General features: G+C 62.0%; 15 protein-coding genes. 13 read left to right on the top strand and 2 right to left on the bottom strand.

Translation table 11 applies throughout. The features are described 5' to 3' along the window. The coding region (lysS, locus tag R3217_01920) for a lysine--tRNA ligase (GenBank protein ID MDX1454191.1) at positions 1-1,267 on the top strand (1,267 nt) is incomplete at its 5' end. Positions 1,268-1,328: 61 nt separating this feature from the next. Here the strand turns inward: lysS and R3217_01915 are convergent. Beyond that, positions 1,329-2,141: a hypothetical protein gene (locus R3217_01915; GenBank protein ID MDX1454190.1), complete on the bottom strand. Its 813-nt coding sequence runs from the start codon at positions 2,139-2,141 to the stop codon at positions 1,329-1,331. A 249-nt stretch (positions 2,142-2,390) separates the two neighbouring features. On the opposite strand from R3217_01915, the gene R3217_01910 reads away from it, so the two are divergent. The 7 genes from R3217_01910 to R3217_01880 all read left to right on the top strand — a co-directional run bounded on the left by R3217_01910 (position 2,391) and on the right by R3217_01880 (position 6,869). Beyond that, positions 2,391-2,591, top strand: a complete 201-nt coding sequence (locus R3217_01910) for a DUF1674 domain-containing protein (protein MDX1454189.1) — start codon at positions 2,391-2,393, stop codon at positions 2,589-2,591. A gap of 73 nt (positions 2,592-2,664) precedes the next feature. Further along, the gene (gene sdhC / locus R3217_01905; protein MDX1454188.1) at positions 2,665-3,057 is read left to right on the top strand and encodes a succinate dehydrogenase, cytochrome b556 subunit; all 393 of its coding nucleotides are present in this window, start codon (positions 2,665-2,667) and stop codon (positions 3,055-3,057) included. Further along, on the top strand, positions 3,054-3,446 hold the full coding sequence (gene sdhD / locus R3217_01900; GenBank protein ID MDX1454187.1) for a succinate dehydrogenase, hydrophobic membrane anchor protein: 393 nt from the start codon (positions 3,054-3,056) through the stop codon (positions 3,444-3,446). Before sdhC ends, sdhD begins: the two co-directional genes overlap by 4 nt. A 4-nt stretch (positions 3,447-3,450) precedes the next feature. After that, positions 3,451-5,238 (top strand): succinate dehydrogenase flavoprotein subunit, encoded by a 1,788-nt coding sequence (gene sdhA, locus R3217_01895; GenBank protein ID MDX1454186.1) that lies wholly within the window; start codon positions 3,451-3,453, stop codon positions 5,236-5,238. A 12-nt stretch (positions 5,239-5,250) separates the two neighbouring features. Further along, positions 5,251-6,033 (top strand): succinate dehydrogenase iron-sulfur subunit, encoded by a 783-nt coding sequence (locus R3217_01890; protein MDX1454185.1) that lies wholly within the window; start codon positions 5,251-5,253, stop codon positions 6,031-6,033. A 172-nt stretch (positions 6,034-6,205) separates the two neighbouring features. Beyond that, on the top strand, positions 6,206-6,454 hold the full coding sequence (locus R3217_01885; protein ID MDX1454184.1) for a succinate dehydrogenase assembly factor 2: 249 nt from the start codon (positions 6,206-6,208) through the stop codon (positions 6,452-6,454). Continuing rightward, on the top strand, positions 6,411-6,869 hold the full coding sequence (locus tag R3217_01880; protein ID MDX1454183.1) for a hypothetical protein: 459 nt from the start codon (positions 6,411-6,413) through the stop codon (positions 6,867-6,869). The genes R3217_01885 and R3217_01880 overlap by 44 nt, the downstream gene beginning before the upstream one ends. A gap of 3 nt (positions 6,870-6,872) precedes the next feature. Here R3217_01880 and nadB read toward each other — a convergent pair whose 3' ends face one another. Then, positions 6,873-8,504 (bottom strand): L-aspartate oxidase, encoded by a 1,632-nt coding sequence (gene nadB / locus R3217_01875; protein MDX1454182.1) that lies wholly within the window; start codon positions 8,502-8,504, stop codon positions 6,873-6,875. Positions 8,505-8,655: 151 nt separating this feature from the next. On the opposite strand from nadB, the gene rpoE reads away from it, so the two are divergent. The 5 genes from rpoE to R3217_01850 all read left to right on the top strand — a co-directional run bounded on the left by rpoE (position 8,656) and on the right by R3217_01850 (position 12,813). Next, positions 8,656-9,234 carry an RNA polymerase sigma factor RpoE gene (rpoE, locus tag R3217_01870; GenBank protein MDX1454181.1) on the top strand — a complete coding sequence of 193 codons (579 nt, stop codon included), beginning with the start codon at positions 8,656-8,658 and terminating at the stop codon, positions 9,232-9,234. Between the two features lie 31 nt (positions 9,235-9,265). Further along, positions 9,266-9,886 carry a sigma-E factor negative regulatory protein gene (locus tag R3217_01865; protein MDX1454180.1) on the top strand — a complete coding sequence of 207 codons (621 nt, stop codon included), beginning with the start codon at positions 9,266-9,268 and terminating at the stop codon, positions 9,884-9,886. After that, positions 9,883-10,866 carry a MucB/RseB C-terminal domain-containing protein gene (locus tag R3217_01860; protein ID MDX1454179.1) on the top strand — a complete coding sequence of 328 codons (984 nt, stop codon included), beginning with the start codon at positions 9,883-9,885 and terminating at the stop codon, positions 10,864-10,866. The genes R3217_01865 and R3217_01860 overlap by 4 nt, the downstream gene beginning before the upstream one ends. A gap of 8 nt (positions 10,867-10,874) precedes the next feature. Next, positions 10,875-11,351 (top strand): SoxR reducing system RseC family protein, encoded by a 477-nt coding sequence (locus tag R3217_01855; GenBank protein MDX1454178.1) that lies wholly within the window; start codon positions 10,875-10,877, stop codon positions 11,349-11,351. 145 nt (positions 11,352-11,496) lie between these two features. Beyond that, the gene (locus R3217_01850; GenBank protein MDX1454177.1) at positions 11,497-12,813 is read left to right on the top strand and encodes a Do family serine endopeptidase; all 1,317 of its coding nucleotides are present in this window, start codon (positions 11,497-11,499) and stop codon (positions 12,811-12,813) included. The last annotated feature ends 15 nt before the right edge of the window (positions 12,814-12,828 follow it).

The raw sequence follows: 12,828 nt of genomic DNA, 5'->3' as shown, positions 1-12,828 counted from the left end.
GTTGCAGGACCCCTCCGGGCGTATCCAGGTGTTCCTGCGCCGTGACGACCTGCCGGAAGGCGTCTACCAGGCCTTCAAGGGCTGGGACGTTGGCGACATCGTTGCGGCCAAGGGCAAGGTCTTCAAGACCAAGACCGGCGAACTGTCGGTGGCAGCCAGCGAGTTCCGCTTGCTGACAAAGTCATTGCGTCCTTTGCCGGACAAGTACCACGGCCTGTCCGACCAGGAGCAGCGTTACCGCCAGCGCTATGTCGACCTGATCGTGAATGACGAAGCGCGCGAAACGTTCCGCAAGCGCACCAGGATCGTCAACTTCATTCGAGAGTTCATGACCCAGGCGGGCTTCATGGAAGTCGAAACGCCGATGATGCAGCCGATCCCGGGCGGTGCGAATGCGCGTCCCTTTGTCACGCATCACAATGCGCTGGATGCCGAGCTGTACCTGCGCATTGCACCGGAGCTCTATCTCAAGCGCCTGGTCGTGGGTGGCTTCGAGAAGGTTTACGAAATCAATCGCAATTTCCGGAACGAGGGTGTGTCCACGCGCCACAACCCTGAATTCACCATGCTCGAGTTCTACTGGGCGTATGCAGACTACAACGACTTGATGGCATTGACCGAGCAGATGCTGCGCGGCATTGCCGAAGGGCTGACCGGGACTGGCATCGTCAAGTATGCCGACGAGGAATACGATTTCGAAAAGCCGTTCGAGCGCCTGACGGTGAAAGAAGCGGTCGCGCGCCACAACCCGGACCTGGATGCATCGAAGTTCGATGACCGAGACTACCTTGCAGCAGAAGCGAAGAAGCTGGGTGTCGAGGTGAAGGATGGTTATGGTGCCGGCAAGTTGTTGATCGAGATTTTCGAAAAGACGGCCGAGGACAAGCTGCGCCAGCCGACCTTCATCACCGAGTACCCGACCGAGGTTTCGCCGCTGTCGCGCCGCAAGGATGATGATCCTTCCGTGACCGAGCGCTTCGAGTTCTTTGTCGGCGGCCGAGAAATCGCCAATGGCTTTTCGGAGTTGAATGATGCCGAGGACCAGGCCGAGCGTTTCCGCGAACAGGTCGCATCGAAGGACGCCGGCGATGACGAAGCGATGTTCTATGACGAGGACTTCGTCACGGCGCTGGAATACGGCATGCCGCCAACGGCAGGCGAGGGCATCGGTATCGATCGCCTGGTGATGCTGTTCACCGATTCGCCATCGATTCGCGATGTCTTGCTGTTCCCCGCCATGCGGCGAAAAGTGGAACAGGACGATTGATTGACCGGCCCCTGCAACGCAGGGGCTTTTTGTTGGTGCCTGAGATATCAGGGCGCTGACGTCAGCTAAGCGTCTCGCAGGTTTCCCCGTCGATCTCGAAAACTGTTTTTTCCGAAGCCTTCGGTTCGATTGCAAGCCGCAGCTTTCCCGCCGTGTTGACGACCTTCAGCTTGCTGTCTTCGCCGCTTTCCGCGGCGCCGCTTTGCAGCAGCACCAGCACGCGCGTCTTTTTCCTGCCGAGGTAATGCATGCGGGCGATGACTTCCTGGCCGGTGTAGCAGCCTTTCTTGAAATTGATCGCGCCGAGGTGTTCCAGGTCGAGGTGCTGGGCGACATGCTGGTCCTGGTTGTCCGGGGTGATGCGCGGCAGCTTGCAGAGGATGTCGAGCTCGGCGAGGCGATCGGCATCGATGTCGCAGTCGACCATGCTCAGTTCATCGGCCGGGCCGAAGACTTCTGTTCTCGTTGACGCGCCATCCGGTCCTGGCAGCTCGAAACGGGCGCAGCCATCGGTGGCAGGCAGATCGACATCACCAAATCCGACCAGGCCGCTGATCGACTCTTCCGGCGCCAGTGTCACCTTGGACCGCAGGATGAACATGGCGAGCCGTTTCGCCGCCGCCTCGGCAATGCCGGCATCGATGCCCAGCAGGTAGTCGTCGCCTATCCGCGCCAGCCGGCCGATGGCCAGTACACGTCCCTTGGGGCTGTTGAAGCTGGTCAGTTGCACCTCGCCCGGGTCCAGCGCGGCGACATCGTTCGACAGCTGGCCTTGCAGGAAGGTGACGGCGTCCGCGCCGCTGATCCGGAAGAAGCGCAGGTGGTCGAGGCGGGCGGTGCCGACGGAAGGAAAGAGGTCGTTGATTCGAGGCATGTTGGGCTTCCTGGCTCCTGGTGGTCGTGTAGAAGAATTTGCTGTGCAGCCGGACTTCCTGGTGGACTTCCTGCCGGGCTGGCGTGAGTCGGTTGGCAGGCCCGGCCGCGAGGGCTGGTCGAAATACCGCCAATTGGCGCGGTCCAGACTCGAAAAACCCAGCAACCACGGCACTTTACCAGTGTTTTGCATTGCGGGCGAAGCCGCGATTTTGTATAAAGGGAAGCCGCATAACAAGCGCGCGGAATCATGTCTGATACTTCCAGCAAAAAACCGACTGCTACCCCCGAGCCTGATGCAGCTGGCGTCCAGAAATGGCGCCCGGAACAGGCGGCTGACACGCCAGACCAGCCGAAGGACGTCTTGCCGAAAGAAGTCGGTGGTCGTGAGGGTCCGGAGCCGACGCGATTCGGTGACTGGGAGAAGAACGGGCGCTGTATCGATTTCTGATTGGCTCCACCTGATTGCCTGCTGATGCTCCGGCGGAGTGCCAGCAATCCAAGAACTCAAAGAGGATCGGCTTATGTCCAGTTCTGAACGGCCACTCTCGCCGCACCTGCAGGTGTACCGCTGGCGGGTCAGCATGTTCACCTCGATTGCGCATCGTGCCTCGGGCGTGTTTCTGTCGCTTGGCGCACCCGTGCTGGTGGGGTGGTTGATTGCAGCGGCTGCCAGCCCTGAATACTTCGACTACATCAACGGCCTGCTGGGCAGCATGCTCGGCAAGCTGGCATTGCTTGGCTGGACGCTGGCGTTCTTCTACCACATCGCCAACGGCGTGCGTCACCTCTTCTGGGATATCGGCGCCGGCTTCGAGAAGCCCGTGTATCGGACGACGGCCTGGCTGGCGATTGCCTTCGCGATTGGCGCGACTGCCTATGTCTGGGCACCGATCTTCATGGGAGGTGCGGCATGAGGGGCTTCAATCCTAAACGTACGGATCGCAAGAACGTCTCCTACCTGGGTGCCGCCGGTGCGGGCAGTGGCCACTGGTGGGCGCAGCGCATGACCGCGTTGATCATGCTTCCGCTGGCTGTCTGGCTGATGGTGTCGCTGTGCGGCCTGGTCGGCCAGCCGCAGGCGGCCGTGACGGCCTGGATGGGTTCGCTGGTCAATGCCACGCTGCTGCTGATCCTGCTGCCGACCATTCTGCTGCACTCGGCGCTTGGCCTGCAGGTCGTCATCGAGGATTACGTGCACAGTCACTGGCTGAAGCTTGGCGCGATCCTGCTGATCCGTTTCGTCTTCCTTCTTCTTGCAGTCGGCCTCGTCATTGCCGTGCTGCGTGTCGCCCTCGGAGGCTGATTAAATGTCCGACAACTACAAGATCATCGATCACACCTACGACGCTGTCGTGGTCGGCGCCGGCGGCGCGGGCCTGCGCGCGACAACGGGCCTGGTCGAGGCCGGTTTCAAGACCGCCAACATCACCAAGGTCTTCCCGACCCGCTCGCACACCGTGGCTGCGCAGGGTGGCATCTCTGCTGCGCTCGGCAACATGGGCGAGGACGACTGGCGCTGGCACATGTACGACACCATCAAGGGTTCGGACTGGCTGGGTGACCAGGCGGCGATCGAGTATCTCTGCAAGGAAGCGCCGCAGGCGGTCATCGAGCTGGAGCATTACGGTGTGCCGTTCTCCCGCACCGAGGAGGGCAAGATCTACCAGCGCCCCTTCGGCGGCATGACCACGCGTTTCGGTGAAGGCACCGCGCAGCGCACCTGTGCTGCTGCCGACCGTACCGGTCACGCCATCCTGCATACGCTTTACCAGCAGTCGCTGAAGCACCAGGCCGAGTTCTTCATCGAGTACTTCGCGCTGGACCTGATCATGGAAGACGGCGAATGTCGTGGCGTGATTGCCTGGAACCTGGCCGACGGCACCATCCATCGCTTCCGTGCGCAGATGGTGATCCTGGCCACTGGCGGCTACGGTCGCGCCTATTTCTCCTGCACGTCCGCGCACACCTGCACCGGCGACGGCAATGCCATGGTGCTGCGTGCCGGCCTGCCGCTGCAGGACATGGAATTCGTGCAGTTCCATCCGACCGGCATTTACGGCTCCGGTTGCCTGATCACCGAGGGCGTACGTGGCGAAGGTGGTTACCTGACAAACTCGGAAGGCGAGCGTTTCATGGAGCGCTATGCGCCGAACGCCAAGGATCTTGCTTCGCGCGACGTTGTGTCCCGTTCCGAGACGGTCGAGATTCGCGAGGGTCGCGGTGTCGGCCCCGACAAGGATCACTGTTACCTGAACCTGATGCACCTCGGTGCCGAGGTCATCAACGAACGCCTGCCGGGCATTGCCGAGACGGCAAAGATCTTTGCCGGCGTCGACGTCACCAAGGAACCGATCCCGGTTCTGCCGACTGTCCACTACAACATGGGCGGGATTCCGGCGTTGTACACCGGTGAAGTCGTCACCAAGCGCGATGGTGATCCCAACAGCGTGGTGAAGGGGCTGATGGCCGTGGGCGAGGCTGCCTGCGTATCCGTGCATGGCGCCAACCGCCTGGGCTCGAATTCCTTGCTCGACCTGGTCGTGTTCGGTCGTGCCGCCGCGCTGCACTGCGCGGAAATTCTCACCCCGGGAGCGTCGCAGAAGCCGCTGCCCGCCGACGCCGGCGAGGCCACGCTGAAGCGCCTGGACAAGCTGCGCAATGCCGATGGCGATCGTGCCACCTCGGACCTGCGCCTTGAAATGCAGAAGACCATGCAGTCGCATGCGGCCGTGTTCCGCACCGACGAAGTCATGCGCGAGGGCATGGAGAAGCTCGAAAAGACCTTCAAGGCCTTCAAGCAGGTGAAGGTTGCCGATCGCGGCATGATCTGGAACACCGACCTGCTGGAAACCCTGGAACTCGAGAACCTGCTGTCGCAGGCGACGGTTACCCTGACCGGCGCACAGAACCGGAAGGAGTCCCGCGGCGCGCATGCACACGAGGACTACCCGGATCGCGACGACGAGAACTGGATGAAGCACACCCTGTCCTGGTGCGATGCCGACGGCAACGTCACGCTGGATTATCGCCCGGTCATCATGGAAACGATGACTGACGAAGTCGAGACCATCCCGCCGAAAGCGCGCACTTACTAATCGGAGCGAATCATGGCCGAGTTCAGCCTTCCCAAGAATTCCAAGGTCAACAAGAACGGCAAGACGTTCAAGGCCGAGGGCGCGAAGAACGTCAAGACCTTCAAGGTCTACCGTTACGATCCCGACAGTGGCGAAAACCCGCGCGTCGACAGCTATGACGTCGACATGGACAACTGCGGGCCGATGGTTCTCGATGCCATCATCAAGATCAAGAACGAGATCGACCCGACCCTGTCTTTCCGTCGCTCCTGTCGCGAGGGCATTTGCGGTTCATGCGCCATGAACATCGATGGCGAGAACACGCTGGCCTGCACCAAGGACATTGCCGACGTGAAGGGCGAGGTGAAGATCTACCCGCTGCCGCACCTGCCGGTGGTCAAGGACCTGGTCGGTGATCTCAGCAACTTCTACGCGCAGTACGCTGCAGTAGAGCCCTGGATGAAGACGGACACGCCGGCGCCGCCGGATCGTGAGCGCCTGCAGTCCAAGGAAGACCAGGAAATGATCAACACACCGTCGGCCTGCATCATGTGTGCGTGCTGCTCGACGTCCTGCCCGAGCTACTGGTGGAATGGCGATCGCTACCTCGGCCCGGCGGCATTGCTGCAGGCCTATCGCTGGATCGTCGATTCGCGCGACGAGGCCACAGGCGAACGCCTCGACCAGCTGGAAGATCCCTTCAAGCTGTATCGCTGCCACACCATCATGAACTGCACGAATGCCTGTCCGAAGGATTTGAACCCGGCGAAGGCGATTGCAGAAATCAAGAAGAAGATGGTGGAAAGGAAAATCTGACGGTCACTTTTTGCCGCAGCCTTTGTTGCCATGGAAAACGCCGACTGCTCACGTATTTCTCATACGCTGCGCGTCGGCGTTTTCCATGCGCCTTGCCTGCAACAAAAATTGAATCGTCAGATTGGCAAGTACTGCTGGAAGCCGCGCACAGTAACGACTGAAGGAATTGCTCATGACTGAAACAGCGCGTTTGAAATGGCTTTGCCGACGCGGCATGAAGGAGCTGGACGTGCTCCTCGAGGCCTATCTCGAGCATGACTATCCAGCGGCGTCAGCGGAAGAGCAGGGCGCTTTCCGGAATATCCTGGATCTCGACGACCCGGTGCTCTGGTACTACGTCATGGGGAAGGATCACCCGACGGACGAGCAGCAGGCCATTGTCATCGAAAAGCTCATCGCCACCCTGCAGGATCGCGATTGAACCATCGCGAACGCTGGCTGCTGCACATCTTGCCTATGTCGTTTTCCTGTCGTTGATTCTCGGCCTGGCGGCCGAAGACGCACTACCAGGCGTCGTGCTGCTGCTGGTCGGTCATGCCATGATCCGGCACCGCTTGTCATTGCTGCTGGACGCCCCCGAGCGCGTTGTCGCTCTCCGCTTCCGGGCCGGACAGGGCTGGCACCTGCGACTGGCCAATGGTGTCGATCGGCGGGGCAGCCTGCTGGGCGAGCCGCGTAGCTGGCATGCGCTCAGCCTGCTGACCATCAAGGACAGCGAGGGCGTTATTCACGAATTGCTGTTGTGTTCGCTGAACTGTTCCCGGGAAGAACTGCACCGGCTGTTCCTGTTGCTCAGGTACTCCAGCCAGGCTGACCTGTTCGCGCCAGCTCGCTGAGCATTACAGCGTCCAGTTGACCGCGTTGCCGGCGGCGGCAAAGTTCGGCGGAACCAGGATGGTGTTGCGCGGCGGATGAGCCTCGTCGATATCGGGATGATTCAAGGTGTAATGCAAGCCGCGGGATTCCTTGCGCGATTGCGCCGAGCGTACGATCAGTTCGGCAACCGTCAGTAGATTGCGCAGCTCGATCAAGTCACCGGTTACGCGGAAGTTCGAGTAGTACTCGGCAATCTCGCGCTTCAGCAGGTCGACACGGTGCAGGGCGCGCTCCAGCCGCTTGCCGGTGCGCACGATGCCGACGTAGTCCCACATGAAGCGCCGTAGCTCATCCCAGTTATGCGATACCACCACTTCCTCGTCGGAATCCGTGACCCGTGATTCGTCCCAGGCGGGCATGTCGTTCGGCAGCTCGGGCAATTTCTCGCGGGCGGAAATGTCGGCGGCGGCAGCACGCGCGTAGACCAGGCATTCCAGCAGCGAGTTCGACGCCATGCGATTGGCGCCATGCAGGCCGGTGTGGGCTGCCTCGCCTATGCAGTAGAGGCCGGGCAGGTCGGTACGTCCCTGGCGATCCGTCATCACTCCGCCGCAGGTGTAGTGCGCGGCTGGTACGACGGGTACGGCCTCGCGGGTGATGTCGTAACCGAATTCCAGGCACCGCTGGTGGATGGTCGGGAAGTGCTCCCTGATGAAGTCCGCAGGCTGGTGGGAGATGTCCAGCAGCACGTGGTCTTCGCCCAGGCGCTTCATTTCGTGGTCAATGGCACGTGCCACGATGTCGCGGGGCGCCAGCTCGGCGCGCGAGTCGAAGTCCGGCATGAAACGCGTGCCATCCGGAAGTTTCAATACGGCGCCTTCGCCGCGAAGCGCTTCCGACAGCAGGAATGACTTGGCCTTCGGGTGGTACAGGCAGGTCGGGTGAAATTGCATGAACTCCAGGTTCGCTACCCGGCAGCCTGCTCGCCAGGCCATGGCAATGCCGTCACCGGTCGCGCCGTCAGGGTTGGAGGTGTAGAGGTAGGCCTTGGAGGCGCCGCCTGTAGCCAGCACGACCAGCCGCGCGGGTTGCGTTATGACTTGCTGGCTTGCCGTGTCGAGCAGGTAGGCGCCCAGCACCCGGTTTTCGCCGAGACCCAGCTTGCGAGCGGTCAGCAGGTCCACTGCCAGGAAACCCTCACGCAGGGAAATATGCCGCGCTGCATGAACTTTTTCTTCCAGCGTTGTCTGAATGGCATGGCCGGTGGCATCCGAGGCATGGATGACCCTGCGGTGGCTGTGCCCACCCTCACGGGTAAGGTGCAGTTTTTCACCGCCCTCGTCGCGGGTGAAGGGAACGCCGAGCTCGACCAGCCAGTCGATCGCCGCGGGGCCGCCTTCGACCACCTGGCGGACGACGGCCGGGTCACAGAGGCCGGCACCGGCATCGAGGGTGTCGTCGATATGGGATTGCAGCGAGTCGGTCTCGTCGAGTACGGCGGATACGCCACCCTGGGCCCAGGCGGTGCTGCCAGAGGACAGCGCGGCCTTCGAAACGACCTGGATGGAGAGCGAAGAGGGGAGTTGCAGGGCGAGACTGAGCCCGGCGGCACCGCTACCGATGACAAGAACGTCTATGGGGTTGTTTTGTTGCATAGCACCACTGCTGAAGACGCTGGTACACTGGACCGCACGGGGCGGGACGGCCGAAAAGATACAATCATTTCATGCCATTTAGCGAACCTTTTTCCATGAAAACGGTCTATTTGAACAGCGATCGGCCTGTGGCCGACGCGAGGTCGTGTGAATGAGCCGCCAGGCCGACCAGATACTGGTGGAAAAGGTCCAGAAGGGCGACAAGAGCGCTTTCGACCTGCTGGTGCTGAAATACCAGCACAAGATCCTGATGCTGATCGGCCGCTATGTGAAGGATCACTCCGAGGCGCAGGATGTCGCGCAGGAGGCTTTCATCAAGGCCTACCGGGCGCTGCCGAGGTTCCGTGGTGATTCGGCCTTCTATACCTGGATGTACCGGATCGCAATCAACACGGCCAAGAACCACCTGGTGGCGGAAAAACGCCGGCCGGTGGATCAACAAGTCGACCTGCAGGACCCGGATTCCTACGACATGCAGGCCAGGCTGAAGAATGTCGACACGCCGGAGCGACTGTTGTTGACGGATGAGATCCAGTCAAATGTCGAAAGCGTGATCGAGGAGCTGCCGGAAGAGCTCCGAACGGCCATCGTGCTGCGCGAACTGGATGGCTTGAGCTACGAGGAGATTTCCGAGGCCATGGACTGCCCGGTGGGAACCGTACGTTCCCGGATATTCAGGGCCCGAGAGGCCATCAGTGAACGAATCGGCCCCTTGCTGGGGCGCCAGTGACAGGCCTGCGGGCCTGATGAGAGATGACACCATGAACGAGAAAATCCTGGAACAGATGTCGGCCCTGGCCGATGGCGAGTTGCCGGATAACGAAGCCGAGCTGTTGCTGGCCCGCATTGCGCGGGAACCGGCGCTGCAGCATGCCTGGGCCAGTTTCCACCTGGCGGGCGAGGCGCTGCGAGGCGGCCTGGCGGCGCGTCACGATGCCGGTTTCCATGCGCGTGTCATGGCAGAGGTGGCAGACATCCAGCTGCAGCCGGCCAGGGTGTCCCGCTGGCGTCGTCTAGCCCAGCCGCTGGCGGGTGTCGCCGTGGCTGCCAGTGTGGCACTGGCCGCCGTCGTGATGTTGCAGCCCGCAGATATCGAAGCACCGGCAGAGGTCGTGCCGACCGGTGCCGGCAATCCGGCCAGCGTGCCGATGCTGGGTGCCCAGCAGGTCGATTTCACGGGTGTGCAATCACCGGAAGTGCAGAACAAGTTGCGTGGCTACCTGCTGAACCACAACGAACACACCTCGACAGCACCGATCCGGGGCCTGATGCCTTACGTGCAGATTGCCGCACGTGACACGCAGCCCGCCGGCGAAGGCGCCAGTATCGATGATCGGAGTGATTCTCCGGAAGACGACAAGGCAGAGGCTGGCACCGAGTGACTACCGGCTTTATTGACAAGCTGATCGGACGGGCCGGGCTGCTGTTTGCATCCGGTCTGCTGGCTTTCGGCATGAGCCTGCCCTTGCAGGCCCGCTTCGGTGACGAGGCCGTCGACTGGCTGAACCAGATGGCAACCGCCATGAAAACCGTCAGCTACAAGGGCACCTTCGTTTACATCCATGATGACCAGGCAGAAACCATGCAGGTATTCCACCGCGTGGATGACGGGCAGATTCGCGAACGCCTGGTTTCCCTGAACGGTTCCGCACGGGAAGTCATTCGTGATGCAGACAGCGTGCGCTGCTACCTGCCGGACGACAAGACCGTGTTCGTGGAAAAGCGCCACGAGGGCAGCGTGCTGGCTCGTGGCGTGCCATTGAATGCCGCCGAAGTGGGTGATTACTACGATTTCGAATTGCATGGGAGCAGTCGCATTGCCGGCCGCATGGCCCGGTTGATAGCGATCGTGCCGAAAGACGGTCTCCGCTATGGCTACAAGATATGGCTCGACAAGGAGACAGCGCTGCCGTTGCGTTCCGAGTTGCTCGGCGATTCCGACCAGTTGATCGAGAAGATGATGTTCACCGAAATCGAGATTGGTGTCAGCATCCCCGATGACAGGCTCGAGGCAACGGTCGACGCGGCTGGTTTCACCTGGCTGAGCCGTGGCAACCAGGAAGATGTTGCTGTCCAGTCGCCGCTGAGTTTCAGCGAGCTGCCGGCAGGTTTCGAGGTGACGCAGGAAGAGGCCCGCGGTGACGCCGGCAAGGCCTATCATGTCGTCATCAGTGATGGCCTGGCATCGGTTTCCGTTTTTGCGGAGCCTTACACTGAAGGCACACCGGCCCTGGACGGCCTGTCCCGGCTCGGTGCTGTCAGTGCCTACGGGGCTCGCCTGGGTGATCACCAGGTGACCGTTGTCGGCGAAGTCCCCGAGGCGGCCGTGACCGCGATTGGCAAAGCCGCGCGCATCCGCTGAGCATTTCCATGTCCTTGCTTGAAGAACGTGCCCTGGTCCTGGAGGTTTCCGGTGACCAGGCCTGGCTGCGTTGCGAACGCCAGGCTGCTTGCGCACGTTGTGCGGAAGGCAAGGGCTGTGGCAGCGGGCTTTTCTCGCGCTTGCTGGGTGATCGCCTGGAAGCGGTTCCGGTTCACAATGCGCTGCAGGTCGAGCCTGGCGATGTCGTGATGCTGGGCCTGGAACCGGCCGCAGTCGAGAATGCCGCGTGGCTCGTTTACGGCCTGCCGTTGCTCGGCTTGCTGCTCGGTGCGCTTGCGGGGCAGGCCGCCGGTACTGGCGACCTGCCTGCCGTGATCGGCGCAATACTTGGCGGCGCGCTGGGGCTCATCGTGGTCCGGCGCCTGGCAGGACGACTGGCAGCCGATCCGCGCTACCAGGCTGTCATGCTCCGCAAACTGAGGGCTGATGAGCCTTGCCCGTCCGGGCAGGAGTCAGGACAATAGGGCCATCTTTGCCTGGTCTTGCCAGGCCCGCTTGTCCGAACCGGGGGGTCGTGTGGTCGCAGAGCGTCTGATTCTTACCGTTTGCCTGGGGCTTTCTGGCTTGTTGGCCAGCCTGCCGGCATCCGCCGTGGGCTCACCGGAGCGCTTGCCTGACTTCGCAGCCCTGGCCGAGCGCGTCAATCCGGTGGTCGTGAACATCAGCACGGTGACGCATGGGTCCGATGTGCCGGTGATTGACGAGCTGCCCGAGGCTACCCCTTACGATGACCTGTTCCGTCGCTTTTTCGACGACAACGAGCCTGCGGAAAGCATGCCGGACACATCGGCATTGGGTTCCGGCGTCATTGTTTCTGACGATGGTTTCATCCTGACCAATTTTCACGTGATTCGCGGCGCGGACGAGATCATCGTGCGCCTTGCCGACCGCCGTCAGCTGCGCGCCGAGGTGATAGGCGTCGATGTGCCCAGCGACCTTGCCTTGCTGAAGGTCGAAGCGGATTCGCTCGTGGCCGCCGATATCGGTGATGCTGACAAGGTCAGGGTAGGCGAGTGGGTCATGGCCATCGGTTCGCCGTTCGGTTTCGATTACTCGGTTACCTCCGGGATCGTCAGCGCCAAGGGGCGTAGCGTCGGTACGGAGCGCTACGTGCCGTACCTGCAGACCGATGTCGCCATCAACCCCGGCAATTCGGGTGGTCCCTTGTTCGACCTCGACGGCCGCGTGGTCGGCATCAATTCGCAGATCTACAGCCGGACCGGCGGTTTCATGGGTGTGTCCTTCGCCATCCCCATCAACCTGGCCATGCAGGTCGCCGCGCAACTCAAGGAGACCGGCAAGGTCAGCCGTGGCTGGCTGGGTGTCGATATCCAGGACGTGACACGCGAGCTGGCCGAATCATTCGGCATGAGTCGCCCGGAGGGCGCGCTGGTTCGCAGCGTGTTCGACGGCAGCCCGGCGGCAGCGGCGGGCTTGGAAGTGGGGGACATCATCCTGGCGGTCAACGAGCGGGCCGTCTTCACGGCCGGCGAGCTGCCACCACTGGTGGGCGCGACATCGGCGGGCGAGTCACTGCGCATGCGCGTGCTGCGCGATGGCCAGCAGGTCGATGTCGAGGCGACCCTGGACGAGCTGCCGGTGCAGCCGGTGCCCGCGAGGGACGAGCCTCCCGTCAGGGATGCCGGCCTGATGGGACTCGGCGTGCGTGATCTCCGACTGGGGGAGCGCAATGCCCTGAATCTCGAAGCCGGTGGCGTGCTGGTGGAGCGAGTGGCTGCTGGACCGGCCTACCAGGCCGGCATCCGTGCCGGGGATGTGATCCTCAGTGTCGATCGGCAGTCCATCGACAATGCCGAGAAATTCGAGAGCGTGGTCGGATCCCTGCCATTGAATCGCCATGTGGCGGTGCTCATCTGGCGCGATAATTCGACCCTTTTCCTGCCCGTGCAGTTGCAACGCCAGTAAGGCAGCGCAGCGGAG

The organism is Gammaproteobacteria bacterium, from assembly GCA_033720895.1.
Taxonomy (GTDB): domain Bacteria; phylum Pseudomonadota; class Gammaproteobacteria; order Natronospirales; family JAJUFS01; genus JAWWBS01.
Note: the sequence above shows the minus strand (reverse complement) of the source record. Positions and strands in the feature narration are given on the sequence as shown.

What these genes read in the sequence shown, in the direction of transcription:
- sdhC (MDX1454188.1), top strand. Translation starts at nt 2,665, where the DNA reads ATGTCCAGTTCTGAACGGCCACTCTCGCCGCACCTGCAGGTGTACCGC.
- sdhD (MDX1454187.1), top strand. Translation starts at nt 3,054, where the DNA reads ATGAGGGGCTTCAATCCTAAACGTACGGATCGCAAGAACGTCTCCTAC.
- R3217_01910 (MDX1454189.1), top strand. Translation starts at nt 2,391, where the DNA reads ATGTCTGATACTTCCAGCAAAAAACCGACTGCTACCCCCGAGCCTGAT.
- rpoE (MDX1454181.1), top strand. Translation starts at nt 8,656, where the DNA reads ATGAGCCGCCAGGCCGACCAGATACTGGTGGAAAAGGTCCAGAAGGGC.
- R3217_01915 (MDX1454190.1), bottom strand. Translation starts at nt 2,141, where the DNA reads ATGCCTCGAATCAACGACCTCTTTCCTTCCGTCGGCACCGCCCGCCTC.
- R3217_01855 (MDX1454178.1), top strand. Translation starts at nt 10,875, where the DNA reads ATGTCCTTGCTTGAAGAACGTGCCCTGGTCCTGGAGGTTTCCGGTGAC.
- R3217_01890 (MDX1454185.1), top strand. Translation starts at nt 5,251, where the DNA reads ATGGCCGAGTTCAGCCTTCCCAAGAATTCCAAGGTCAACAAGAACGGC.
- R3217_01865 (MDX1454180.1), top strand. Translation starts at nt 9,266, where the DNA reads ATGAACGAGAAAATCCTGGAACAGATGTCGGCCCTGGCCGATGGCGAG.
- sdhA (MDX1454186.1), top strand. Translation starts at nt 3,451, where the DNA reads ATGTCCGACAACTACAAGATCATCGATCACACCTACGACGCTGTCGTG.
- nadB (MDX1454182.1), bottom strand. Translation starts at nt 8,504, where the DNA reads ATGCAACAAAACAACCCCATAGACGTTCTTGTCATCGGTAGCGGTGCC.
- R3217_01885 (MDX1454184.1), top strand. Translation starts at nt 6,206, where the DNA reads ATGACTGAAACAGCGCGTTTGAAATGGCTTTGCCGACGCGGCATGAAG.